This is a genomic window from Krasilnikovia sp. MM14-A1004, from assembly GCF_047159485.1.
Lineage (GTDB): Bacteria > Actinomycetota > Actinomycetes > Mycobacteriales > Micromonosporaceae > Actinoplanes.
Map to the genome: position 1 here is coordinate 6,255,914 of NZ_AP038773.1, position 23,759 is coordinate 6,279,672.

21 protein-coding genes are annotated in these 23,759 nt (G+C 73.3%); 12 read left to right on the forward strand and 9 right to left on the reverse strand.

Annotated elements, in window-relative coordinates; translation table 11 throughout:
- Positions 1 to 65 precede the first annotated feature (65 nt).
- The 3 genes from ACMCNN_RS27130 to ACMCNN_RS27140 all read left to right on the forward strand — a co-directional run bounded on the left by ACMCNN_RS27130 (position 66) and on the right by ACMCNN_RS27140 (position 2,458).
- Complete coding sequence (locus ACMCNN_RS27130) at positions 66 to 734, forward strand: DedA family protein (RefSeq protein ID WP_412743322.1); 669 nt, start codon at positions 66 to 68, stop codon at positions 732 to 734.
- Between the two features lie 64 nt (positions 735 to 798).
- On the forward strand, positions 799 to 1,464 hold the full coding sequence (locus tag ACMCNN_RS27135; RefSeq protein ID WP_412743323.1) for a hypothetical protein: 666 nt from the start codon (positions 799 to 801) through the stop codon (positions 1,462 to 1,464).
- A 157-nt stretch (positions 1,465 to 1,621) separates the two neighbouring features.
- Positions 1,622 to 2,458, forward strand: coding sequence for an SDR family NAD(P)-dependent oxidoreductase (locus tag ACMCNN_RS27140; protein WP_412743324.1), 837 nt, complete (start codon positions 1,622 to 1,624; stop codon positions 2,456 to 2,458).
- A gap of 36 nt (positions 2,459 to 2,494) precedes the next feature.
- On the opposite strand, the gene ACMCNN_RS27145 is transcribed toward ACMCNN_RS27140, so the two are convergent.
- Together ACMCNN_RS27145 and ACMCNN_RS27150 are read right to left on the reverse strand one after the other, a co-directional pair.
- Positions 2,495 to 3,787, reverse strand: a complete 1,293-nt coding sequence (locus ACMCNN_RS27145) for a hypothetical protein (protein WP_412743325.1) — start codon at positions 3,785 to 3,787, stop codon at positions 2,495 to 2,497.
- A 6-nt stretch (positions 3,788 to 3,793) separates the two neighbouring features.
- The gene (locus ACMCNN_RS27150; protein WP_412743326.1) at positions 3,794 to 6,247 is read right to left on the reverse strand and encodes an alkaline phosphatase family protein; all 2,454 of its coding nucleotides are present in this window, start codon (positions 6,245 to 6,247) and stop codon (positions 3,794 to 3,796) included.
- 162 nt (positions 6,248 to 6,409) lie between these two features.
- Between ACMCNN_RS27150 and ACMCNN_RS27155 the strand changes: the two genes are divergently transcribed.
- The gene (locus ACMCNN_RS27155; RefSeq protein WP_412743327.1) at positions 6,410 to 6,889 is read left to right on the forward strand and encodes a DUF6174 domain-containing protein; all 480 of its coding nucleotides are present in this window, start codon (positions 6,410 to 6,412) and stop codon (positions 6,887 to 6,889) included.
- 3 nt (positions 6,890 to 6,892) lie between these two features.
- Here the strand turns inward: ACMCNN_RS27155 and ACMCNN_RS27160 are convergent, their stop codons facing one another.
- From ACMCNN_RS27160 to ACMCNN_RS27190, 7 genes are all read right to left on the reverse strand, one after another.
- Positions 6,893 to 7,684, reverse strand: a complete 792-nt coding sequence (locus ACMCNN_RS27160) for a LamG-like jellyroll fold domain-containing protein (RefSeq protein ID WP_412743328.1) — start codon at positions 7,682 to 7,684, stop codon at positions 6,893 to 6,895.
- A 100-nt stretch (positions 7,685 to 7,784) separates the two neighbouring features.
- On the reverse strand, positions 7,785 to 9,086 hold the full coding sequence (locus ACMCNN_RS27165) for an NAD(P)/FAD-dependent oxidoreductase (RefSeq protein ID WP_412743329.1): 1,302 nt from the start codon (positions 9,084 to 9,086) through the stop codon (positions 7,785 to 7,787).
- Between the two features lie 96 nt (positions 9,087 to 9,182).
- A complete protein-coding gene (locus ACMCNN_RS27170; protein ID WP_412743330.1) occupies positions 9,183 to 9,875 on the reverse strand; it encodes a hypothetical protein in 693 nt (230 codons plus the stop codon).
- A 130-nt stretch (positions 9,876 to 10,005) separates the two neighbouring features.
- Positions 10,006 to 10,689, reverse strand: coding sequence for a cyclase family protein (locus ACMCNN_RS27175; protein ID WP_412743331.1), 684 nt, complete (start codon positions 10,687 to 10,689; stop codon positions 10,006 to 10,008).
- An 11-nt stretch (positions 10,690 to 10,700) separates the two neighbouring features.
- Positions 10,701 to 11,288, reverse strand: a complete 588-nt coding sequence (locus ACMCNN_RS27180) for a TMEM165/GDT1 family protein (protein ID WP_412743332.1) — start codon at positions 11,286 to 11,288, stop codon at positions 10,701 to 10,703.
- Positions 11,289 to 11,564: 276 nt separating this feature from the next.
- The gene (locus tag ACMCNN_RS27185; RefSeq protein ID WP_412743333.1) at positions 11,565 to 13,160 is read right to left on the reverse strand and encodes an alpha/beta hydrolase; all 1,596 of its coding nucleotides are present in this window, start codon (positions 13,158 to 13,160) and stop codon (positions 11,565 to 11,567) included.
- Positions 13,161 to 13,267: 107 nt separating this feature from the next.
- A complete protein-coding gene (locus ACMCNN_RS27190; RefSeq protein WP_412743334.1) occupies positions 13,268 to 15,553 on the reverse strand; it encodes a putative bifunctional diguanylate cyclase/phosphodiesterase in 2,286 nt (761 codons plus the stop codon).
- A 253-nt stretch (positions 15,554 to 15,806) separates the two neighbouring features.
- On the opposite strand from ACMCNN_RS27190, the gene ACMCNN_RS27195 reads away from it, so the two are divergent.
- The 8 genes from ACMCNN_RS27195 (at position 15,807) to crcB (ending at position 23,709) form a co-directional block, all read left to right on the forward strand.
- Positions 15,807 to 16,889, forward strand: a complete 1,083-nt coding sequence (locus tag ACMCNN_RS27195; protein WP_412743335.1) for a glycosyltransferase family 2 protein — start codon at positions 15,807 to 15,809, stop codon at positions 16,887 to 16,889.
- Between the two features lie 29 nt (positions 16,890 to 16,918).
- Positions 16,919 to 17,404 carry a GNAT family N-acetyltransferase gene (locus tag ACMCNN_RS27200; RefSeq protein WP_412747284.1) on the forward strand — a complete coding sequence of 162 codons (486 nt, stop codon included), beginning with the start codon at positions 16,919 to 16,921 and terminating at the stop codon, positions 17,402 to 17,404.
- A complete protein-coding gene (gene pseI, locus ACMCNN_RS27205; RefSeq protein ID WP_412747285.1) occupies positions 17,404 to 18,444 on the forward strand; it encodes a pseudaminic acid synthase in 1,041 nt (346 codons plus the stop codon). Before ACMCNN_RS27200 ends, pseI begins: the two co-directional genes overlap by 1 nt.
- The gene (locus ACMCNN_RS27210; protein ID WP_412743336.1) at positions 18,444 to 20,027 is read left to right on the forward strand and encodes a hypothetical protein; all 1,584 of its coding nucleotides are present in this window, start codon (positions 18,444 to 18,446) and stop codon (positions 20,025 to 20,027) included. Before pseI ends, ACMCNN_RS27210 begins: the two co-directional genes overlap by 1 nt.
- A complete protein-coding gene (locus ACMCNN_RS27215; RefSeq protein WP_412743337.1) occupies positions 20,024 to 21,361 on the forward strand; it encodes a hypothetical protein in 1,338 nt (445 codons plus the stop codon). The genes ACMCNN_RS27210 and ACMCNN_RS27215 overlap by 4 nt, the downstream gene beginning before the upstream one ends.
- Positions 21,358 to 22,368 (forward strand): hypothetical protein, encoded by a 1,011-nt coding sequence (locus ACMCNN_RS27220; protein ID WP_412743338.1) that lies wholly within the window; start codon positions 21,358 to 21,360, stop codon positions 22,366 to 22,368. Before ACMCNN_RS27215 ends, ACMCNN_RS27220 begins: the two co-directional genes overlap by 4 nt.
- Before the next feature lie 481 nt (positions 22,369 to 22,849).
- Positions 22,850 to 23,350 carry a fluoride efflux transporter FluC gene (locus ACMCNN_RS27225; RefSeq protein WP_412743339.1) on the forward strand — a complete coding sequence of 167 codons (501 nt, stop codon included), beginning with the start codon at positions 22,850 to 22,852 and terminating at the stop codon, positions 23,348 to 23,350.
- Positions 23,350 to 23,709, forward strand: coding sequence for a fluoride efflux transporter CrcB (crcB, locus tag ACMCNN_RS27230; protein WP_412743340.1), 360 nt, complete (start codon positions 23,350 to 23,352; stop codon positions 23,707 to 23,709). Before ACMCNN_RS27225 ends, crcB begins: the two co-directional genes overlap by 1 nt.
- Positions 23,710 to 23,759: the final 50 nt, after the last annotated feature.

Sequence of the window (23,759 nt, forward strand, 5' to 3'; positions counted from 1 at the left end):
CCGCACCCGGTTCGCGACCGTTCTGGTCCGGCATCGCGAGCCTCGGGCCGCTACCGTTGCGGGTCATGCCAGTGCCGACCGACGACCTGCCCGGCTTCCTGCACGGGGTAGCCCCGATCCTCGACCGATGGGGCTACCTCGCCGTGGGGGCCGTCATCGGCGTGGAAAGCTTCGGCGTTCCCGCGCCCGGCCAGACGATCATGATGGCCGCCGCCGTGTACGCGGGCGCGGGCCGGCTGAACGTGTGGGCCGTCGGGCTGATCGCGTTCGTGGCCGCGGTGCTCGGCGACAACATCGGCTACTGGATCGGCAAACGGGGCGGCCGCAAGGCGGTGAACCGCTTCGGCAGGTTCATCCTGATCACGCCGAAGCGGCTGGAGAAGGCCGAGCAGTTCTTCGCCAAGCGCGGCAGCCGGGTCGTGGTCGTCGCCCGGTTCGTCGAGGGGCTGCGGCAGCTCAACGGCGTCATCGCTGGACTCACCAACATGCCGTGGCGCAAGTTCCTGGTCTACAACGCGATCGGTGCAGCGCTGTGGTGCGGCTGGTGGACGACCGTGTCCTACCTGCTCGGTACGCACATCGTCGAGGTCGTCGACCACATGCACCGGTACAAATGGTTGGCGATCGCGGCCGTTCTGATCGCCGTCGCCGCGTACGCTGGGCTGCACATGCGTCACATCCGCAGCCGCCGGGCCCGAGCCGCGGTCGAGCGCGAGGAGTCGCGCGTCGGGTAACCGGACGGTGTCCGTGCCGTGAACTCGGGTAGGGTCGCTGATGACATCGGAAGGAGTGATTTCCGTGACCGCATCAGCTCCCCCGACGACGGAGGAGTCCACTGTCCGCCCCTCGTCGCTGGACAGTCGCCGCGCCAAGGCCGAGGCCGCCACGGCCGCCGCTGAAAAGGCAGAGGCCGGCGTCACCGATCTGGACAACCGGCTCGGCACGATCAAGCAGCTGACCCGCCAGCACACCCAGGCGCTTCGCAACGCCGAGGCCGAGGTGAGCCGCCTCAAGCGCGCGCTCAAGACCACCGCCAAGGACCGCGAGCGGCTCACCGCCGCCCGCAAGAAGGCCGTCGCCAAGGCGGCCAAGGCGAAGGACAAGGTCAAGACCGCCGAGGAGAGGTACGAGAAGGTCGTGCTGGCCGATCTCGTGCGCCGCGAGAAGGAGCGCGACCGCGCCCGCGGCAACGGCCGGGTCGTCGCCACCGCGTCTCCCGCTCGGTCCGCACCGGACACGGCACCGTCCACCCCGGCTCCCGCGCGGACCGCGCCGCCCGTTCCCGCGGCGCAGCCCACCGCCGCCGCCACGCAGCCCGCCCCGCAGGCGGCCACCGTGACCCAGGCGGCGCCCGCGAAGCAGGCCACCGCGTCCGCGGCGGCCACCCGACGGGCTCCGGCGCGTCGGGCCGCCACCCGGGCGAACGCCCGCTCAGCGCGTCCGGGCACCGACCCGACGAGCTGAGTTTTCACCGCTGCCGCATGTCTGCCCGCGCCACCCGCGCGAGGAGGACCGGGCCGCCTCGATAATCGTCCGATGAGCGCGTACGTCGACGTCCCCGTTCCGGGCAGAACTGCTGCCGTCCTCAGGCCCCCGACCCGACTCCGGGCGGGGGCCTGAGGTGCAGCGGTTCGCGTTCGCGGGGCGTACCTGCCTGATCACCGGCGCCGCCAGCGGGATCGGCGCGGCCCTGGCCCTCGACCTGGCGAAGCGCCGGGCCGTGCTGGCCCTGCTCGACCGGGACGCCGAGGGGCTCGGCCGGGTGGCTCAACTGGCCCGGGAGCTCGGCGCGGCCGAGGTCAGCACGTACGTGGTGGATCTCGCCGACGGCGGTGACCGGCTCGACCTGGCCGCCGAGGTGGCGGCCCGGCACGGCGGGGTGGACCTGCTGGTCAACAACGCCGGGGTGGCCCTGAGCGGCACCTTCGACCAGGTCAGCATGGCCGACTTCGACTGGCTACTGGAGATCAATCTGCGTGCGGTGATCCGCACGACCAAGGCGTTCCTGCCGCAGCTGCTGAGTCGCCCCGGATCCCACGTGGTCTGCATCTCCAGCCTGTTCGGCCTGATCGCTCCGCCGACCCAGGTCGCGTACGTGACCAGCAAGTTCGGCGTGCGCGGCTTCACCGAGGCCCTGCGGCACGAGCTGGCCGGCCGCGAGGTCGGGGTGACCGTCGTGCATCCCGGCGGGATCCGGACCAGCATCGCCGCGAACGCCCGGCTCAGCGGCCCCGATCCGGGCGGGGAGCAGGCCGCGCGGGCGCGAGCGTTCGCGGAACGGGCGCTGCGGATGCCGCCCGAGGACGCGGCCCGGTTGATCGTGGCGGCGATCCAGGCCCGCAAGCCGAGGCTGGTCATCACCCGCGCGGCGAAGGCCGCCGACCTGCTGGCCCGGCTCATGCCCGCCCGGTACTGGGAGGTCGCCCGCCGGGCCGCCGGCGCCCGCGGCGTCCACTGACCCGCCCGATTTTTCCGCCGCCCGGGTAGCGGGCGGTCAGCGGAAGGTGGCGACGCGTCGGCGGGTCTGGCCGTTGATGATGGTGAAATCGCCGCCCGCGGCGAGCGTGCCGAGGCCGGGCTCCGCCGCGAGGGTACGGACACCGACGACGCCGTTCGCCTGCGGTGCCCAGTCGGACAGGTCGCCGGCGTCGGTGACCGCGGCCAGCTTCACCCTCGGCACGGAACCGTCGAGGCAGGTGCCGTGCGTGCCGTTGCGCATGGTGAGGCAGGCGGTGTCGAAGTGGCCACCGACGTACGTGACGCCGTCCAGCGCGGTGATCGCCACCGCGTCGCCGTCGAAGACCCGCTGCCAGCGGATCTCCCCCTCGGTCGTGTACGCGACCGCCCGGCCGCCCTGGCCGCCCGTGGCCGCGTACACCCCGGCGGCGTCCACCGCGATCCCGTTCACCTCGGCGGGTGCCCGGGTGGGCCGGAACCCGGTGAAGACGGCGCCCGTGCTGGTCACCACGGCGATCCGCAGGGTGCCCGATGCCCCGTTGATCCGGTGGAAGGCGCCGCCCACGTACACGCGGTCGCCGGAGACCGTGACGGCGTGCACCGCGTCGTCGGCCGACGGGTGCCAGGCCGCGTCCAGCGCCCCGGTGGTGAGGGAGAACGCGGCCAGGCCCGCCCGCGGTGCGCCGTCGACGGCGCGGAAGCTGCCACCGGCGTACAGGCGGCCGTGGCCGATCGCGAGGGCGTACGGTGCGCCGGTCACCCGGTGCGCGAACGTGCCGAGCGCCCCGCTGACGGCGTCCAGGCTGGCCAGCGCGTCACGGCGCCGCCCCGAGACGGTGCCGAAGTCGCCGCCCGCGTACACGGAGCCGCCGTCGACGGCCAGCGCCCGTACTGTCGCGTCGGCCGTCGGGGCCCAGCTCAGCAGTGCGCCGGTGGCGGCGTTGAAGGCGGCCAGCCGTTGCCGGACGAACGTCCGTCCGCCGGAGGTCGCCCGGGTGAACGATCCGCCGACGTAGACCGTGCTGCCGCGGAAGGCCAGCGCGTACACGGAGCCGTTGAACAGCGGTGTGACCAGCGGCCCGACCCCGACCGCCAGCCGTCCCCGGTGCCCTGCGTGCGGTGCGGCCCGGTGGGCCGGGCGCGCTGTCGCGCGGTGGGTCCGCGCGGCGAGCGCCCCGGGCTTCGCCGGGGTGGCGAGGACTGGGGTGCCGGCGGGGATGGCGAGGGCTGGGGTGCCTCCTGCGGCCACGGCGACCGCGACCCCGGCCACGATGGCGCGGCGCAGCCGGGGAACACGCGCGACGCGACGGGCAAAACAGAAGAATCGCACATTTCATTAAGCCTGGCGACTGCGCGAAAGTCTCGTCGGCGCGCCGTCGTGACCGGCCGCCGCCTGGGGCAGCGGATTCCCGCCCGACGACCGCACCGGCGCCCCTGGACGGATCGCCACGGGCGAATTCCCCGAGCGTGCCGCGGCACTCTCCCCCTCGGGCGCCGCAGCATTCTGACCGGCCCGCGCCGCCGCGCCCTCGCCACCACGCGCCGCCGCGCCCTCGCCACCACGCGGCGCCGCGCCTGCGCCCGGCCTGGTTTCCGTGCCGTGCCCGGCAACCGGCTCCCCGACCGCGCCATCCGCCGATGCCGGCGATGCCGGCGATGCCGGCGACGGCGTCGATGCCGTCGATGCCGGGAGCGGCTCGCCGGGCGCTACCTGCGCCGCGGCCTCGTCGGGGGCCGGGCTTTCCTCGGGCGCCTGTCCCGGAATGCCGTCGTTGGCGCTGCGCAGCCCCAGCATCTCCAGCCAGGCGACGAGCTGGCGGTGCACCCCGTCCGGCCCGGCCAGCGCGTCTGGGCGCACGGGCCAGTCCGCCGGATGCACCAGGACCGCGTCGGTCTGCCAACCCCCGAGGCCGCCGTGCGAGCCGACCAGTTCCTCGAACGCCGCGACCTCGTTGGTCACCGGATCCACCGCACTGATCAGCACGAGATCGCCCAGATGCGCCGACTCCTGATGCCGCCGCAGGTCCGCCCGGGCACGCGGCCCGTACGCCAGCAGCGGATCCACCCCCTCGACCCGCCCGTCGCGCAGGTGGTGGGTGCCCTCGCCGCCGACCGCCACCGGCCCGTCGGTGTCCGCGACCACCACCAGTCCGATGCCGGGATGCGCGGCGAGCCCGGCGATCAGTTGCGGGTAGGCCTGCTCGATCGCCTCCCGGTCCAGCCGGTGCGGGTGCCGGGTCAGGTACAGCAGGGCCAGGTTGCCGGACGACACGACCAGCAGCGGCGCGACCGGACCCTTGGGGAACTCGGGTTCCCGGGTCACCTCCAGCTCGGCGGGCGACGCGGGCTCGTCCACCGGCGTGGCGGCCAGCCGGTCGACCACCCGCGACAGGGTCTCGCCGTAGCGCTGGCGGAACGTGGCGCCCTGGCTCTGCCCGTGGTCGGAGAGCACGACGAGGTGGTACCGGCGGGCCGCCTCGGGGGCCAGGCGTTCCAGGGCGCCGAGCATCCGGTCGAGGTTCTCCAGCTGGCGCATCGACTCCGGCCGGGCCGGGCCCGCGTGATGCGCCACCTCGTCGTAGTCGACCAGGTCGCAGTAGATCACCGGGGCGCCCCGGGCCATCTGCTCGGCGACCAGCGACACGTTCACGTCGCGCAGCAGCATCGAGGCGGGCCGCAGCGCGAGGAACGCGCCGGAGCGGCTCACCCGGGGCAGCAGGTTGCGGCGGCGCTGCAGCCGGGCCTGGTGCAGCTCGGTGATGACCTCGGCGACCCCGAGCACGAGCGCGCGCGTGAAGCCGTACGGGCTGGCCATGAACGCCGCCCAGCCGCGCGCCGACCGGCCGGGCAGCGCGGCGTGGCTGACGGTCAGCAGGTTGGTCGTCGCGTCGCCGGAGAACGCGTTGCCGATGCTGACCCCACCGTCGGCCAGCAGCCCGCGGCCGTCGCTGAGGCGGCGCTCGATGGCGGCCGCGTCGCGGGGACGGTTGGCGACCATGAGCCGCCCGACGTCCTTCTCGTACCAGCGGAACGCGGGGATCTGTGGGGAGGCACCGTGCAGGATGCCCGCCTGGGCGGCCGGGGTGGTGGAGGGCAGCCCGGTGTGCCAGCCGCGCATGGTGTGGCTGCCCGAACTCAGCCACGTGCCGATGGTCGGCAGGTTGCCCGCCCGTACGGCCCAGCGCAGCACCGGCTCGGCCACGCCGTCGAGCTGCACGACGAGCATGCCGGGCTCGGTGCCGGGGTAGCTCCGGTGCAGCGTGAACAGCCGGCGGCCGGACTGGCGGCGGCGAACCCCGCGCATCAGCCGCTGGGCCTCCTGGACGAACGTGGCGTCGCTGCCGCTGTCAGCCATCCAGTCCAGGATCGCCGCGAAGATCACGGCGAGGATGGCGGCCATGACCACGCCCGGGAATCCGTTGACCCGTTCGGCCGGGTCGAGTTCGAGGGCCACCGCGATGATCGTCACCTGGGCGACGACACCCAGCAGCATGGCGCCCCAGCCGCCGATCGCGACGACCCCGGCCAGCAGCAGGGGCCGCAGCACGGCACCGACGACGGCGACCAGGACGACCAGGCCGAGGGTGTCGAAGACGTCGGTGCTGCGTACGCCCGGCATGAGCCAGAGGGTCAGGGACAGCACGACGAACGTGACGAGTGCGCTGCGCAGGGCCCGGCGCAGGCGGTGGCTGACCCGTCGCCAGGCCAGCAGCGCGCGCAGCTCCGCGGCCCAGCCCCGGGCGGCCGGGACGGGCACGGGGTCGCGCGGGCTGGGCGCACCAACGGCCACCCGGCAACGATCGCACAGCCGGGCGAGCCGCGGTCCCCGTCGTCGCCAACGCCACCCGGCAGGCGGCGCCCGGGCCGGGGTCACCCGCGCGGGGGAACCGGACCGGCCGTGGGCCCGTCGTACGCGCTAACGTCACCGCCGTCCGCAGAGGGAGAGGGTTCCGTGCGACCTGCCAAGATCCTGTGTCTCGCCGTCGTCTCGGCGGCGATCGGCGGCTGCGCCGCCCAGCCCGGCTACGCCCAGCCCGGCTACGCCGAGGCGGGTACGGCGCCGGAGGCGGCCGCGGCGACGCCGCGGGCCTGGTCCGAGCCGCAGCGGTACCGCTTCGTCCTGGAGTCCTCGTGCGGGGAGCGGACGCTGCTCGGCCGCTTCGAGGTGACCGTGGAGGCCGGCAAGGTCACCCGCACCGTGGGCCTGGACGATCCCGCGCGACGTGCGCTGAGGCTGCGCCTCGCCGAGCTGGTGCCGACGCTCGGCCAGCTGGCGGCGGAGGCGTCGACCGCCCGGCACGCGGGTGCGGACGAGGTGGTGACCGAGTCGGACCCGGTGGACGGTCATCCGGTGAGCATCCGGATCGACCCGTCCCGCGCGGCGCTGGACGACGAATCCTGCTACGCCGTCTCGGGCTACACAGTGGAGTGACGCTCAGCCGATCCGTACCCAGACGTCGTCGACGCTGCCGTGGAACTGGTCGTTGTCGTTGTAGGCACCCTTGCCGCCGATGCTCAGCGGGCACCAGTTGGCGATCGCCAGCGTCGCCGGTACGTGCCGCCTGCCCTGCACCACACCGTCCACGATGATCCGCATCCACCGGCCGCGGCGCTGGCATTCCAGCGTGTGCCACCGCCCGTCGGCGACGCTGATCCGGCTGCGGACCATCCGGATCCGGGGGCGCAGGACGCCGACGAGCACGCAGCTCGGCCGTCCCGCGGCGCCGTCGATCTGCAGCTTGTACTGGCTGCTCGTGCGGGAGTAGCCCTTTTGCACGATGTTCTGGCCCTTGCTGGTCTGGGTGCGGGAGAGCAGCACCGTGGCGCCGAACGCGAGCGGCAGCGCGCCGGGGTTGAGCGTCGCCGCGCTGCGGGTCTGCAGGACGACCTGCGGGCACCGGCCGCCGCGGCACTTGGCGGGGAACGCCATGGCCTGACCGGCGTCGTGCGGGGTCGGCCGTACCGCGCCGCGGTGCCGGGCGACGGTCCGCAGAGTGTGCCCGTTGCCGGAGTCGTCGACCGCCGGGTCGTCCTCGAAGCCGTACTGGGCGACCAGTTCCCCGGTCTCCTGACCGGGCGCCGGGGGTGGTGCGGGGGCCGGGCTCACGGTGGGGCCCGGGCCGCCCGCGGGCCGGGGAAGTTGCGCTTGCGCCGGGGCGGCGGCCAGGACAGGGGCGATCAAGCCGACCATCATGGCCGTCACCAGTGTGTACGATTGGTAACGCATGACGGAATTATGGCTGTTTATTATGTTTCGGCGTTATCAAATGGACTGCCGGAACGGTCGATCGTAGTGGACCGATTGGCCAAATCAGCTCGAAGCGGACTCAGCGCGCCGCCGGCGGCACCTCCGGGTACGCGCTGTCCAACGGGACGGCCCCCGCGGTCACCAGGCCGAGCTGGACCCCCTGACGCGGCAGGAGCGTGTCGAGCAGCCAGTCCGCCGCCACCCGTACCCGGTTGCCGGGCATCGACAACAGGTGGTAGCCGCGCGTCACCACCTTGGCGGGCAGGCCCGACAGCGGCACCCCCAGCGGGTTCGCGGCCGCGTCCAGCCCACCGAGGTCCACTACGAAGCCGAGGTCGTGATGCCGGTACGCGCGCCGCCGCCCCTGGCCGTACGAGGCGGCGATGTTGTGCGCCACCGTGGCGCCCTGGCGGGTCGCGTGCTGCGCGGTCATCCCGGTGATCTCCCCCGGACGGGTCAGGTCGGGCACCGCGGCCGCGTCGCCGCACGCGTACACGTCGGGGTGGCCGGGCACGGTGAGGAACTCGTCCACCACCAGCCGGCCCTGCGTCATCGGCAGTCCCAGCGTGGCCACCAGCGGGTCCGGGCGTACCCCCACGCACCAGATCAGCGAGCGGGTGGGCACGAACTCGCCGTCGCCGAGCCGGACGCCCTGCCCGGTCGCCTCCGCGACGCCGGTGCCGAGGCGCAGCTCCACGCCGCGCTCCCGCAACACCCGGTCCGCGGCGCTGGACAGCCGCTCGTCGAGCGTCGGCAGGACCCGGTCCTCGATGTCGACCAGCAGCCAGCGGGGCAGGCCCCGCAACGCCTCCCGGTGCAGGGTCAGCTCCTCGGTGAACAGCACCCCCTGCGCGGCCACCTCGGTGCCGGTGTACCCGGCGCCGACCACCACGAACGTCGACCGGGCGGCGCGTTCCGCCGCGTCGGCAGCGGTGCCGGCCATCTCGATCTGCCGGGTGATGTGATCGCGCAGGAACAGCGCCTCGGGGATGCCGCGGAAGCCGTGCGCGTACTCGGTCACGCCGGGCACCGGCAGCAGCTTGTTGACGCTGCCGGCCGCGATGACCAGACGGTGGTAGTCGAGGGTGCCCTTGGCGCCGTCCGGGTCGACGTAGCTGACCGTACGGGCGTCCAGGTCGAATCCGTCCACCTCGCCGAGGACCAGCCGGACCCCGGGCAGCGTGGCGGCCAGCGACACCGAGACCCGGCGCGGTTCGAGAATCCCGGCGGCGACCTCGGGCAGCAGCGGGAGATAGAGGAAGTAGTCGGTCGGGTTGACGACGACGATTTCGGCGCCGCCGCGCGACAGCCTCCACAACGTACGGGCGGTCTGGAAGCCGGCGAAACCGGCGCCGACGATCACGATCCGGGGGCGAGCCATGGGGCGTCCTTCCGTGGACGGGCGCCGGGGCGCCGGGGACCTCCGATGCCTGCCCCGCCCACGCTAGCGACAAACCACCCCGATCGGGATGGTGCGCTACGGAAGGATCTCGTTCGCCTGGTCGCCGCCGCGCTTGCCGAACAGCCGGAAGCCCCGCTTCTTCTTCTCCGGCGGCCGGGTGGCCTCACCGTTGAGCACGGCGAGGCGGTGCTGGGCGACCGGGTTCTCCGGCTCCAGCCGCAGGGAGGTGAGGAACGCCTGCCGCGCCTGGTCCGTGTGGCCGAGCGCGTCGAGCGTCACGCCGTGCGTGAAGTAGTAGTGCGCCTCGTGCGGGTCCAGCCCGATCGCGGTACGCGCGGCCTGCTCGGCGTCGCCGATCTGGCGGTCGGCGGCCAGCAGCGCCCAGGCGACCCGGTCGTGCCACAGCGGGTTCTTCGGCTCCGCGATCACCGCCCGGTACGCCATCGTCACGGCCTCCTCGTGCCGCCCGAGCAGGGTGAGCGCGCGGCTGGCCGAGGCCATCGGGCGCGGGTCCTCCGGGACCAGCTCGATCGCCCGGTTCGCCGCGACCAGGGCGTGTTCCGCCTGGCCCAGGGTGAGCCGGATCCGGGCCATCAGGATCCACCCGTCGGCGGACCTGGCGTCCTGGGTGAGCACCAGTTCGAGGTGGCTGGCGGCCGACGCGGGATCGACCCGTTCGAACAGCGCGGCGGCGCGCGCGACACCCAGCTCGGTGGGGTTGGTGGGTGTGGCGTGAGTCTGGCTCGGGGCCTGCGCGAGATCGGTCATCGGGTCGCTCCGGCCTGCGGATGGGTACGGCTCACACGGTCATCTTCGGCAGTGGTGCCGATTTTCTGAGCCGAATCGGCGGAAAGACCCCCGGCCGGGTCACCCGGTGGGCGGCCATCCGGCTGACCGCCTATTCGCGCGGCCCGGTGGGCGGGACCGCCGCGTACGCCCGCACCGGGAAGGTGCCGAAACCCGCCACCCGGGGCGGGGCGGCGGTGAACCGGGCCCCGGTCGGTGGCAGCTGGCCCAGCCCGGTCAGGTGTTCCACGATCGGGATCCCGGCGGCCAGCAGCAGGGTGTGCGCGGGCCGCTCGCCGGGACCCTCCCCGGCGATGTCGTCGATGTTGACCGCGTCGATGCCGACCAGTACGGCGCCCTGCTCGACCAGCCACGCCGCCCCGTCCCTGGTGAGGTGCGGCGCGTCGAGCGCGTACTCGGGTGTGCCCCAGTGGGCGTCGCCGCCGGTGTGCAGCAGCACCGCCCGCCCCGCGACGTCGTACGCGGCCAGCGCGGCCACGTCGACAGCGCGCTGCCCGCCGCCGAGCGTGCGCACCACCACGGCCGGCAGATCGGCCAGCCGGTCCAGCGGCAGCCCGGCGAGATCGGTCCCGTCGGGGTACCGGTGGAGCGGGCTGTCCAGATAGGTGCCGGTGTTGCCGACCATGGTGATGCTGCCGATCAGGAACTCGGTGCCCGGCGCGTACCGGTCCCGGGACTGCTCGTGGGTCAGGTACGGGCGGATCTCCGGGCCGGGCAGCCCCGGATACGTGATCATGCCGTCGGTGATGACGTGGCTCAGCTCGACCAGCCGCACGGGGGCGCTCCTCAGGTCAGTTCGGCCACCGCCTCCACGATGAGCCAGATGCCGAAGATAGCGAAGAGGGCGGCGGCGCCGTACTTGATCGCTTTTTCCGGCAGGTGGCGGCCGAGCAGGCGGCCCACCATGATCGCGAGAGCGTCCGCGGCGACCATGCCCACGGTGGAGCCGAGCCAGGTGCCGAACCAGCCGTGCTGGGTGGCCAGGGTGATCGTCGCCAGCATCGTCTTGTCGCCCAGTTCGGCGAGGAAGAACGCCCCACCCACGGCCAGCATCGCCGAGCCGGAGGCCCGTTCGGCCTTGCCCCGCTCGTCCTCGGTCAGGGTGTCGCCGCGCAGCGTCCACGCGCCGAAGGCGAGGAAGGCGAGGCCGGCCAGCAGCGAGATCCAGCCGGTGGGCAGGGCGGCGCCCAGTCCGTACCCGATCCCGACGGATACGGCGTGCACCAGCGCGGTCGCCACGGTGATCCCGGCCAGCACCGTCCACGGCCGGTAGCGGGTGGCGAACGTGAGCGCCATGAGCTGGGACTTGTCGCCCAACTCGGCGACGAAGACGACGGCGAAGCTGATCGCCAGCGCGGAGAGAAATCCGTCCATGGTGCCTTCCCGGTCTCGGGCCGGGCCTGGGCGCTGGGCGACCTCGACCCGGCCGCCTACGCAGCCAGAGTCGAAGGTCTTGCTCGCCTCGGAGTGCGAGGCCGCCGGGCCGGGCGCGCGAACGCACCAGTATGTCGACCACGACGTTGGGAGCTACTCCCCTTCGCTGCCTCGACGATACCGGCCCGACAAGGGGAGCCGGCCAGGGCCGGGGCCTGTGAGCCTGCCGACAGCGGCGGCGCCGGACGGCCGCGAGGGCCGCCCGGCGCCTGATGATCAGCCGGCCCGGACGAACCGCTGCATGTCCGTGCGGGCCACCCCGGCCACGGCCGCGTGCTTGCTGGCGGTCGTGGACGGTACGGGCTGCGGCAGCGGCGGGCACCGCTTGTCGGAACGGTTCCCGGCGACCCGCGTGGGCAGCGCACCGGTGGCCAGGTACGCGGCGACCGTGTCGTCGACACAGGCGTCGCCGAACAGCGAGCCGGCGTGCGTGGTACCGCCGACGCCCTCGACCAGGGCCGCGCGCGGGAACCGCCGACGGACCTCCAGGCTGCCCGCGAACGGGGTGGCCGCGTCGAGGGTCTCGCTGATCAGCAGGATCGGCGGGGCCTGGTCGCCGTCCACGTGGACCGGGGTGCCCGCCGGGGCGGGCCAGGTCAGGCACGGCGCGTTGAACCAGGCGTTGGCCCAGGTCTCGAACGGGGCGATCCGGTTCACCCGGTTGTTGTCCTTGCGCCAGGTCGAGAACTTCTTCGGCCACTGCACGTCGGTGCACTGCACGGCCAGGTAGATGGCGTACCCGTTGTCGGCTCCGGGGCCCTGCGGCTGGCCGGAGTCGTAGAGGGTCTTCAGCGCGCTGAAGTCGTGGTCGTGCACCCACATGGCGAAGGCCTGGGCGACCGCCTCCCAGCCGAACACGTAGTACCCGGCCTGCAGGAAGACGTCGGTCAGTTCGTCGCCGCCGATGATGCCCCCGGCGGGGTGGCGCAGCAGCTTCGCCCGCTCGGCGTAGAACAGCTTCTCCACGGCCCGGCCGGTCTTGCCGAGGTGGTAGACGTTGTCGTACTTGGCGACCCAGTCGAAGTAGATGCCGATGTTGCGGTCGAACGCGATGTCCTGGTCGAGGTTGGCGGCGTACCAGACGCGGCGCGGGTCGACGTTGCCGTCGAGCACCATCCGGCGGACGCGGGTGGGGTGCAGGGTGGCGTAGACCTGGCCGAGGTACGTGCCGTACGAGAAGCCGTAGAAGTTGATCTTCTCGGCACCCAGCGCCTTCCGGATGCTGTCCATGTCCTGCACGGTGTCCGTGGTGCGCAGGTGGTCGAGCAGCTCGCCGCCCGCGGCGCCGCACGCCCTGGCGTACTTGGCCGCGCGGGCCAGCCAGGTCTTCTCCAGCTTGCGGGTGGTCGGCACGTAGTCCGGCCGGTTGTACGAGAAGTAGTTCCCGTCGCAGCTCAGCGCCGGCCGGCTGTCGCCCACGCCGCGCGGGTCGAAGCCGATCCAGTCGTACGCGTCACCGGCGTGGTCCGGGACGAACTCGCCGAGTACGGAGAGCACCAGCCCGGAGCCGCCGGGGCCGCCCGGGTTGACCAGCACGACACCCTGGTACTTGTCGTCGGCCACCTTGTGCCGGATGCGGGACACCGCCAGTTTGATCGTGTCGCCGGACGGGTCCGCGTAGTCCAGCGGCACGGTGAGCAGGCCGCACTGGGCGCCGCGCGACCGCAGCGCCGGGTTGTCGCAGGTGCCCCAGGTGATCGGGCCGGGCGCGTAGCCGTCCTCGCCGCGGACCGGGTCGGCCTGGGCGCCGGAGGCGACGAGGGCGCCGGCCGCCAGCCCGAGGACGGCAGCGGCCGCCAGAAGTCTCTTCATTCCCACCCTTTCGTATGTGTTTCAGCACATATCGTCGGGTGTGGGGGCGTCTATCCGGTTTGTCCACGCCGAGGGCGACTGAGAAAGTTTCCGCGCATACGCGCTGGTCAGGCGGACATCTGCCAGGCCGCCGGGGAGGTGCGCACCGTTCGGGGGGCCACCAGCAGCTTGGTGAACTGCTCCGGCGACATCGGACGCGAGAAGTGGTAGCCCTGGGCGGCGATGTAGCCCAGCGACAGCAGCAGCTCCGCCTGCTCCGAGGTCTCCACCCCCTCGGCCACCGCGTGCAGACCCAGCACCTGGGCCAGGTGGATCACGGCGGCGGCCATCGGCACCCGGCCGTCGATGTTGGCCTGGGTGAACGACCGGTCCAGCTTGATCTCGTCGATCGGGCAGTCGTGCAGCATCGTCAGCGTCGAGTGGCCGGTGCCGAAGTCGTCCAGCGACACCCGCAGGCCCAGCTCGCGCAGGTCGTGCAGGTTGGTGATCGACTGGCCCGGCTCCAGCGCCATCGTCTCCGTGATCTCCAGGGTGATCCGGTGCGCCGGCAGCTTGTACTCCTTGAGCAGCCCGCCGACGAACTCCGCGAAGCCCTCCTCGCGCAGGTCACGTGCCGACACGTTCACGTTCATGACCTGCGGGGCCGCGTCGCCGTGCTCGCGGATCCAGTCGTGGAACTGGCGGAACGCCGTCTTCATGACCCAGCGGCCCAGCAGCACCACCAGACCGGTGCGCTCGGCGACCGGGATGAACGCATCGGGGCCCAGCGTGCCCCGGGTCGGGTGGGCCCAGCGGACCAGCGCCTCGGCGCCCATCAGCTTGCCGTCGTCCAGCGACACGATCGGCTGGTACAGCAGGAACAGCTCCTCGCGGTCGATCGCCTCGCGCAGCTCGGCGCCGATGTTCGCGTGGTCCGTGCCCGTCGCCATGCTCGGGTGGTAGTGCAGGTACGCGGTGCCGACCACGTTCTTCGCCGCGTACATGGCGATGTCGGCGTGCCGCAGCAGCAGGCTGGCCTCGTCGCCGGTGTTGCCGTCGGCGATGCCGATGCTGGCCCGGATCGGCAGCTCGTGCCCGTCCGCCACCACCGGGGCGCGCAGCGCGGCGACCATCCGGTCCGCCGCGAGGTCGGCCGCGGCCGGGTCGGCGCCGTCCAGCACCACCACGAACTCGTCGCCGCCCAGGCGGGCCACGGTGTCCTCGGCGCGGATGCAGCCCGCCAGGCGCTGGGCCACGGCGATCAGCAGCAGGTCGCCGACCTCGTGCCCGAGCGAGTCGTTGACGACCTTGAAGTCGTCCAGGTCGATCAGCGCCACGCTGACGTGCCGTTCACCGGGGGTGGTCAGCGCCTTGTTCAGTCGCTTGTGGAACAAGATCCGGTTGGGCAGCCCGGTCAGCGCGTCGTGGTTGGCGCCGTGGTCGAGCTGGCGCAGCAGCCGGGCGTTGTCCCGGAACGCGGTCATCTGGCGCAGGACCACCAGCGTGGTCAGGGCCACGGCCGCACCCACCACGACCGCGACGTCGGCCCGGTCGTGCGACCGGAAGACGTACAGCAGGAGGCCGTCGACCGCCGCGACCGCGGCGTACGGCAGCACGCTGTACACCCGGCGGCGCTGCGTCACGGCACCGCGGCGCGGGCCGAACTGGGCGTGCCGCTGCCGCTCGGCCGCCCACGCGGCCAGGAAGAACACCGCCGGGACGCTGACCTGGGTCGGCGACAGCCGGGGGTCGTACGCGTGCAGGAAGGGCTCCAGCACCGGGGCGACCGCGCCGACGAACAGGGCGCCGGCGACCAGCCGAAGGCCCTGAGCATCGACGAACGCGCAGCCCGCCAGCAGCACCTTCACGACCGTGAAGACGGCGACCAGCCCGAGCACGGTCAGCACGAGCGAGGCCATCAGCAGGCCGTCGTGGCCCGAGCCGAGTTGCTGGCGCGTGACGAAGTGCCAGAGGAAGACAGTGGCCGCGAGGATGACAGAGGCCGCGTCCAGCACGATCCGCAGCAGTGCGCCGACCGAGTGCTTGCCGAGCGGGAGCCGGTAGAGCGCGTGCCCGACGACCAGCATGGCCGCGGCGCCCGCGATCAGCATCACCGGCCCGGTCCGGACGCCGTCGGGCCCGGTGAGCGCGTCGAACCCCTGCGCGAGCTGCGTCACGGCCGCGAGCGCCAGCGCGATGGTCACCGACCGCCAGAACCGGCGGGTCTGCTCGGGCAGGTGGGCCGCCCGTACGGTGCGCACGCAGACGACGATGGAGACCGCAGCCGCGGCCGGCGTGGTGAGCCAGAGCAGCACGGGCGGACCCGCCGGATGCAGCAGGTTGACGGTGAACCAGGCTGCCGACAACACCAGCAACAGCCCGGACAGCCACAGCAGCCGGCTCCTCGCGCTCATTCGCGCGCTCAACCCGGCCCCGGGCGCATGCAGCACCTCCGACGCGCCCATACGCTGCCCCTTCCAACGGTTCTCGCCGGGTCAGATCGACCGGGCGGTCCCCGGGTGAAGGATTTCGCCGAGACCATCCCCCGTGACCTGCGCGGCGCCGCTGCGGCGAGGTGACCGTCGATCGATGGGTGGCACGCAAGGGCCATGCGACGGACAACCGGGGTTTCACGATTCTTCACCCGCACCCGCGAACGTGAGGCCGGTGGAGAACGCACTGCTCTCGATCGTCGTTCCCGTGTACGCGGTCGAGGGCTATCTGTACCAGTGCCTGGAGTCGATCCGGGCCGGTCTGAGCCCCGCCGAGTCGGCCGCCGTCGAGGTGATCGCGGTGGACGACGCGTCCCCCGACAGCTGCGGCGCCATGCTCGACTCGTACGCCCAGCGCCACGGCGACCTGCGGGTCGTGCACCTGGAGCGCAACGTGGGCCTCGGCGGCGCCCGCAACGCCGGCCTGGAGCAGGCCCGCGGCCGGTACGTCTGGTTCGTCGACAGCGACGACTGGCTGCCCTCCGGCGCGGTCCGGGCCGTGCTGCAGAAGCTGCGCGACGCCCAGCCGGACGTGCTGCTCATCGACCACCTACGGGTGCACGAGAACGGGCGCCTGGAGACCGATGCCAGCAGCCACCTGCTGCGCGGCGTGCCGGACATGGTCACCCTGGCCGACCGGCGGGACCTGCTGGGGGTGCAGCACACCGCGTGGAACCGGATCGTCCGGGTCGACCTGCTGCGCCGCCTCAACCTGCGGTTCCTGCCCGGCTGGTACGAGGACGTGCCGTTCACCAACCCGGTACTCATCGCAGCCGAACGGATCGCCGTGCTCGACCGGGTGGGCTACCACTACCGCGTCGGCCGGATCGGGGCGATCACCGCGACCCGCAGCGACCGCCACTTCGAGGCGTTCGGCCAGTACGACCGTCTGCACGAGTGGCTGGACCGGCACGCCGTCGAGCCGTGGCTGCGCGCCGCCGTCTTCGGGTTGATGATCAACCACCTGCTCGTGGTGGCCGGCAACGACAGCCGGTTGCTGCCAAGCCGCCGCCGCGCGTTCTTCCGCCGCATCGCCGCGCACTACCGGCGCTACCGTCCCGCCGGCTACCTGCCGCCCGCCGGGACGGCCGGGCTCAAGCAGCGGCTGGTCGGCATGAACAGTTACGTGCTGTACGCGGCACTGCGGCAGGCGTACCGGGCGTCGGGGCGGCCGCGCGCCGACGCCGATTCGACACCCGTGGTTTCCCCGCCCCTCGCCCCGGCGCCACAAGAGGTCAAGCCGGCGCCCATACGGTGACGCGCTCCGATCCCGAAACATGAAAGGTGCTGCTCCGCGTGCTCCGCGCTGCCGTCGACGCCGACCGCGACACCGTGCTGTCCTGGCGTAACCATCCCGAGGTCCGGCGGGTGAGCCTGACCACCCACGTCATCGACCCGTCCGAGCACGCGGCCTGGTGGCGCACGGCGACCGCCGACCCGGCCCGCCGGGTGCTGGTGTACTCCGGCGACGACGGCGTCCCGGCCGGAGTGGTGATCTTCGACCTGCGCGCCGACCCGGCGACCTGGTCCTTCTACCTGGACGTCGACGGGCTCGGCGGTCAGCTGCTGCCCGCCTGGATGCGCCTGGAGGACGAGGCGGTCCGGTACGCGTTCGGCGAGCTGGGCCTGGAGCGGCTCGGCGGCGAGACCCTGGCGTGGAACACCCCGGTCCTGGCGCTGCACCGGCGCTTCGGCTTCCGCGAGACCCGCAGATACGAACGACAGGTCGACGGCACGGCGCAGACCGTGGTGTGGACCGAGAGAGGCAAATGATGATCGTCAACGGCGTCCAGATCGGCGCGGGGCACCGGCCGTACGTCGTGGCCGAGATGTCCGGCAACCACAACGGCTCGCTGGACACCGCGCTGAAGCTGGTCGACGCGGTCGCCGAGGCGGGCGCGCACGCGATCAAGCTGCAGACGTACACCGCGGACACCATGACCGTCGACGTGCCGGACGAGCGGTTCCGGGTGTCGAAGGGCCATGACCTGTGGTCCGGCGAGTACCTCTACCAGCTGTTCCAGCGGGCGCACACGCCGTGGGAATGGCACGAGCCGATCTTCGAGCGGGCCCGGGAGCACGGGCTCACGGCGTTCTCCAGCCCGTTCGACGCGACCGCGGTCGAGCTGCTGGAGAAGCTGGACGCGCCGCTGTACAAGATCGCCTCCTCGGAGATCACCGACCTGCCGCTGATCCGGCTGGTCGCCGGCACCGGCAAGCCGGTGATCATCTCGACCGGGATGGCCAGCGTGGCGGAGATCGGCGCGGCCGTGGACGCGGCCCGCGGCGCCGGGTGCACGGAGCTGATCGTCCTGTCCTGCACCGCCTCCTACCCGGCGCCGCCGCAGGAGACCAACCTGCGCCGCATCCCGGTGCTGGCCGAGACGTTCGGCGTGCCGGTCGGGCTCAGCGACCACACGCTCGGCATCGGCGTACCCCTCGCCTCGGTGGCCTTCGGTGCCTGCCTGATCGAGAAGCATGTGACGCTGGACCGGGGGGATGGCGGGGTCGACTCCGCGTTCTCCCTGGAGCCGCAGGAGGTCGCCGCGCTGGTGATCGAGTCGGAGCGGGCCTGGCAGGCGCTCGGCACCACCCGGATCGGCCCCACCGAGGCGGAACGCGAGAGCCTGCGCTTCCGCCGTTCCCTCTATGTCGTCGCCGACGTCCGGGCGGGCGACGCGGTGACCGAGGCGAACGTCCGCTCGATCCGGCCCACCGGCGGCCTGGCCCCCGACGCGATCGGCACCGTGCTCGGACGCACCTTCCGGCACGACGCCGCGAAGGGCACGCCACTCACCTGGGAGCTCATCTGATGTGGCTCAAAGCCAACAGCCGCGAACTGCAGTGGTTCCTGGAAGCCGCAGCGGTCTACTGGGAGAAGAACCTCCCCCGCGCGGACGACGACGCGATCATCGCGGTCGAGATGTTCCACCAGGACATCCGCGTCAACCTGCGTAACCTGGCGTTCGCCAACGCCATCCGCCGGCTGCGCCCGGCCCGGCTCGTGGTCTTCACCGGCGTCGAGGAGCAGTGGCACCGCACCCTGTGGAACGACTTCGACCTGGACAAGGTGCGTCAGCTGGCGCTGGCGTACGGGGCGGACGACGTCGTCGACGTGTGGGCGGCGGCCCGGCAGCAGACCGGCACACCGGAGCTGGACGACGAGACCGTGACCGCGTACACGGACGCCACCTACTGCCGCCTGGCCAAGGTGCCCCGGCTGCCCGCCGACCACGCCACCCGCCCGGACTACCAGCTGCGCCGCCGGTACGCCCGCGGCCTGGCCGTCGGCTACGAGCGCGCCCTCACCGGTGACGTGGTCGCCCTGGTCACCAGCCACGTCGACTACGACCAGTGGGGGCTGGCCGTCGAGGTGGCCCGGCGGCGCGGGGTGCCGATCATCCACACCCAGCAGACCGGCTGCCTCAAGGCGTACGGGCTGTTCCCCGAGCGCGACACGCACACCGGCACGTTCCGCGAGGAGCTGACCCGGCAGATCGGTGAGGCGTTCGAGAATCAGGTGTGGTCGCGGCGCGACGAGCTGCGCTCCGCCGCCGAGCTGGTCGCCTGGCGGGCCAAGGTCAACCTGGGCCGCCCGAGCTGGTGGCGCGGCGGGGTGACCGCCTCGGTGGACCTGAACTCCCCCGCCGACCGGCGCCGCCTGCGCGAGAGCGTGGTGTCCCGGCTGGGCTTCGACGCCGACCGTCCCGTGGTGACCGTGTTCAACCACGCCGTCTCCGACGCGCTGGGCACCAACCGGGAACTCTTCCCGAGCCTGGCCGACTGGTTCGCCGACACCGCCGCGCACGCCGCCGGGAACACCGACGCCCAGTGGCTGTTCCTCGACCACCCGAGCCAGGCCCTGTACGACTCGACCGGCTTCTTCGACTCGGTCGCCAAACGGCACCGCGCGTCGAAGCACCTGGTGTTCCGCCCCAGCGCCACGCTCAGCAAGAACGCCCTGTGGAGCCTCACCGACCTCGGCGTCACGGTGCGCGGCAGCGTCAGCAACGAGCTGCCCGCGTACGGCATCCCGGTGATCCAGGCCGGGTGGTCGGAGTGGAGCTCGTGCGGGCTGTCCACGGTCGTCGACGACACCGACGCGTATTGGAAGACCCTGGAGGGCAGCATCGCGGCGATCCGCGACGGCGCCGACCTGGTCACCGAGGAGCAGGTCCGCCGGGCCCGGCTGTGGCTGTGGTTGTACCGCAGCGGCACCGACGTGGTGACCCCGCTCGTCCCGCAGTGGGAGGTGTGGCCCGCGGACACCCTGCTCAAGACGATGCGGGCCGCGTACCGGCACATCGAGGCGGACGCGGACCCGCTGTTCGACGCGGTCCAGCGGATGTGGACCCGGCAGGAGCCGATGCTGACCCGGACGGACTGGTCGGCGTGATCGGCACCTGGTTCCGCACCGACTTCGACGCTCCCGCGCCGGTCCTCGACCTGCCCGCCGAGGTCACCAGCGGCCGCTCACCCGGCCTGAGCATCGTCGACCAGGTGGTCCGCGGCACCGGCATTGTGGGCCGGGTGACCGGCGACTTCGGCGCGGTGGCCCTGAAGGTCCGCGGCCCCGCCGAGGCCGTCCACGTGACGGTGGAGCTGCAGCTCGACGAGCTCAGCACCCGCTGGTGGTGCGACCGGGTCCGCCCGCCGCGCACCGACCCCGAACGCCCCCGCCTGGTGCTGGTCCGCGCGCAGGGGCGGATCCGCGCCGCCGCGCTGCTCGCCCGCCGCCAGGGCTGGCGCGCGGCCGCCGGCGCGGCCGCCCGGGTCTCGTTCGACCTCGGAGCGGACGAGCTGGACGCCGACGGCCTGCTCGTGCTGGAACTGGCCGAACCCCCGCGTCCGTCGTGGGCGGGCGAGCGGTTCTCCGCCCGGTCCGCGGTGGGCCTGCGGATCGACCGCATCACGGTACGGCCGGCCCCCGCCCCGACCGCAGGCGCCGCCTCCCCGGTAACCGGGCAGGCATCCGGGTGCGACCTGGCCCTGCTGCCGCCCGGCGCGTCCGGGGTGTTCCGGCTCGACGTGGCGGCGACCCCGCCCGCACCGCCGGTGCCGCATTCACCGTCGAACCGGTGGACCCGCCGCAAGCCGGCCCGCGCGGGCTTCAAGGCGCTGCGGATGGCCCGCCGGGTCGCGCTGCGGGCGCGCGCCCGGGCGCTGCCCGCCCGCCCGCCCGCGCACCCTGCCGTGCATGCCACCGACCTGAGCACGGGTGCCGTGGTCGAGGTGGACGTCATCGCTCGCCGCCCCGGCGGGCTGGACCTGCGCCTGACCACACCGGTCACCGGCCCGGTCCTGCTCGGCCTGACCGAACCCGGCCCCGGCCTGTCGGTACGCCTGCGACCGGCACCGGGCGGCCCTGCCGCGCACTCCGAGGCCACCGATGCAGTCGGGCCCGCCGATGCCCGCGGGACTGTCGATGCGGTCGGGACCGCCGATGCCCGCGGGACTGTCGATGTTCTCGGGACCGTCGATGCTCTCGTGCCGGCCGAGGCGCTGGTGCCGTTCGAGGCCGTCGGGCCGTTGGATGCCGTCGGGCCGTTGGATGCCGTCGGGCCGTTGGATGCCGTCGGGCCGTTGGATGCCGTCGGGCCGTCCGACACCGAGGACCAGCTCGATGTCGGGGTCCAAGCGGAGCCCGAGCCCGACGCCGGTGCCCGGTTCGTTGCCGACGCTCAGCCGGGCGCCGGTGCTCAGCCCGACGCGGATGCGCTGTCGCGATGATCCATCGTCCGGTCCTGTCGGATGACGCGGCACGCAACCGGCGCATCCTGCAGGAGGCGCTGGACACGGCGCCGGGCGGCAAGCTGGAGCTGCCGCCCGGCACCCACCCGATCGACGACGGCCTGCGGGTACCCACCGGCTGGACGATCCGCGGCGGCGAGGTCACCGGCGCGAACGGCGGCGCACCGGGCAGCTGGCTGGTCTCCACGGGCACCACGGGACATCCCGTCCTGCACGTCCTCGGCTCGGACGTGTCGATCAGCGACCTCGGGCTGCGCCCGCCCCCCGCCGACCCCGGCGAGCACGGCGGCGACCGCGGCACCGCGATCACCATCGGCGAGTACCTCTACACCCAACCGCCGAGCTGGCTGGCCCGCGTCGACGTACGCCGGGTCCACGTGTCCCGGCCCACGGAACGCCACGCCAACTGCATCGCGGTGATGGGCGCGGTCCGCGACGTGACCCTGCACGACATCACGGTGCGCGGCGGCTACACCGGCGTCGCGGTGCACTGGGGTGCCGTCGGCACCGACGTGTCGACGATCTCCGGGCCGACGTACCACCCGCACCGGCTCACCGTCACCGACCTGCGGGTCCGCGACGCCGTCGAGGGCTTCTACCTCAGTTCGGTGCACGACGTCCGGGTGGCCGGGGCCTGCCTGCGCGACGTCGACATGGGGTTCCGGCTGCTGCCCGGCGACAACACCGACCGGTTCGTCGCGGTGCCCGACATCGGCGCCCGGATCGAGATCGCGGACGTGTGCGTGCGCTGGCACGGCCCCCGGTACGCCGTACGGATCGCCGGGTGGGGCCGCAGCGAGGTGGACGGCGTGGTGAGCCTGCTGCGCTACACCGACACCGTGGTCCGCGACTGCCGCCTCACCGGGGTCGGCGGGGCCGACGCGTGGTCGCCGATCGTGGTCGAACGGGCGGCCGGGGTCCAGTTGCGCGAGATCCAGGTCGACACGGCGACGGACGGTTGTTGCGCGCTCGGCGCGCGCGCGTGAACCTGGTGCGGGACAACGTTCAGCGCGGTCGCCTACAGTGGACGGCCAGCAGGACCACCCGCCGCACGGCCCGCCGCGACACCCTCGTTCACGCCTGACGCTCCACACGCGGCCCCCGGCCCACCTGCGGCCCCGGAACGGCCGGGGTGGGCGCCGCCACGCCCGCCCCGGTCCCGTCCCCGACATCCCGAGGACAACCGGACAGATCTTGGAGCCGGGTGGCCCCCGGAGGGGCCAGTAACCTCCAAGGTCTCCAAGAGGGCGGGGTGCGCCTGGACCTGCCCAGGGCGGTGGCGGTCGCGCAGCGGCCCGAATCGGGGTCGGTTAGCCTGTGTTGCGGAGCGTGGGGTGGCTGGGCACAGCCCGGTGGCCGAACCCGGCGGTCCACGGCGGTGGGGCCCGCCGATCCCGCTGGCGCGGGGTGCACCGCGACGCCCGGTCGCCAACGGTCCCTGCCAGGCAGACGCTGGTAGGAGGCGGTGTGCACGGTCCCCTGTTCCCGATCGACCCGGACGTCGACCTGCACCTGCCCGCCGAACGGGCCGAACTGCGCCCGCACCCCGCCCGGCTGCTGGGCGTGATCGCGGCGGGTGGCGTCGTCGGCGCCCTGGCCCGGTACGGCGTGACAGTGGCCTGGCCGCATCCGCCCGGTACGTTCGCCTGGTCGATCTGGGTGATCAATGTGAGCGGGTCACTGCTCATCGGCGTACTCATGGTGTTGATCGCCGAGGTGTTTCCCGGCCGGCGGCTGGTGCGGCCCTTCTTCGGCGTCGGCGTGCTCGGCGGCTACACGACGTTCTCCACGTCGATCGTCGACGTGCAGCAGGCCGCCGCGCACGGCAACGCCGGCACCGCCCTGCTCTACCTGGGCGCGACGCTGCTCGGTGCGCTGCTGGCCGTGTGGGCGGGCACCGCCGCGACCGAGGCAATGGTCGGGCGCCGGAAGGCCGCGCCGCGCGTCCCCCGGTCCGGGGACGCCTGATGACGCTGCTGCTGGTGGCGCTGGGCGCGGCGGTCGGCGCACCCGCGCGGTACCTCGCGGACCGGGCGGTGCAGGCACGGCACGATTCGCTGTTCCCGTGGGGCACGTTCGCGGTGAACGTGTGCGGTTCGCTGCTGCTCGGCCTGCTCACCGGGCTTCCGCTGAGCAGTGGCTGGTCCGCACTGCTGGGTACGGGCTTCTGCGGGGCGCTCACCACGTACTCGACGTTCAGCTTCGAGACGCTGAAGCTGGCCCGCGACGGCGCCCGGCTGCTGGCCGTGGCGAACGCGGCGGGCAGCCTGCTGGCGGGCCTGGGCGCGGCGTACGTCGGCCTGCTCATCGCGGGCGCGCTCGGCTGACCCGCCGCTGCGCCGCCTCCGCAAATGAGATGGTGGTCCCGGAAGGTCGG

Excerpts from the sequence above, each read along its gene's own strand:
- ACMCNN_RS27130 (WP_412743322.1), top strand. The coding sequence starts at position 66 with ATGCCAGTGCCGACCGACGACCTGCCCGGCTTCCTGCACGGGGTAGCC.
- ACMCNN_RS27160 (WP_412743328.1), bottom strand. The coding sequence starts at position 7,684 with ATGCGTTACCAATCGTACACACTGGTGACGGCCATGATGGTCGGCTTG.
- ACMCNN_RS27165 (WP_412743329.1), bottom strand. The coding sequence starts at position 9,086 with ATGGCTCGCCCCCGGATCGTGATCGTCGGCGCCGGTTTCGCCGGCTTC.
- ACMCNN_RS27170 (WP_412743330.1), bottom strand. The coding sequence starts at position 9,875 with ATGACCGATCTCGCGCAGGCCCCGAGCCAGACTCACGCCACACCCACC.
- ACMCNN_RS27180 (WP_412743332.1), bottom strand. The coding sequence starts at position 11,288 with ATGGACGGATTTCTCTCCGCGCTGGCGATCAGCTTCGCCGTCGTCTTC.
- ACMCNN_RS27185 (WP_412743333.1), bottom strand. The coding sequence starts at position 13,160 with ATGAAGAGACTTCTGGCGGCCGCTGCCGTCCTCGGGCTGGCGGCCGGC.
- ACMCNN_RS27190 (WP_412743334.1), bottom strand. The coding sequence starts at position 15,553 with ATGAGCGCGAGGAGCCGGCTGCTGTGGCTGTCCGGGCTGTTGCTGGTG.
- pseI (WP_412747285.1), top strand. The coding sequence starts at position 17,404 with ATGATCGTCAACGGCGTCCAGATCGGCGCGGGGCACCGGCCGTACGTC.
- ACMCNN_RS27210 (WP_412743336.1), top strand. The coding sequence starts at position 18,444 with ATGTGGCTCAAAGCCAACAGCCGCGAACTGCAGTGGTTCCTGGAAGCC.
- ACMCNN_RS27220 (WP_412743338.1), top strand. The coding sequence starts at position 21,358 with ATGATCCATCGTCCGGTCCTGTCGGATGACGCGGCACGCAACCGGCGC.
- crcB (WP_412743340.1), top strand. The coding sequence starts at position 23,350 with ATGACGCTGCTGCTGGTGGCGCTGGGCGCGGCGGTCGGCGCACCCGCG.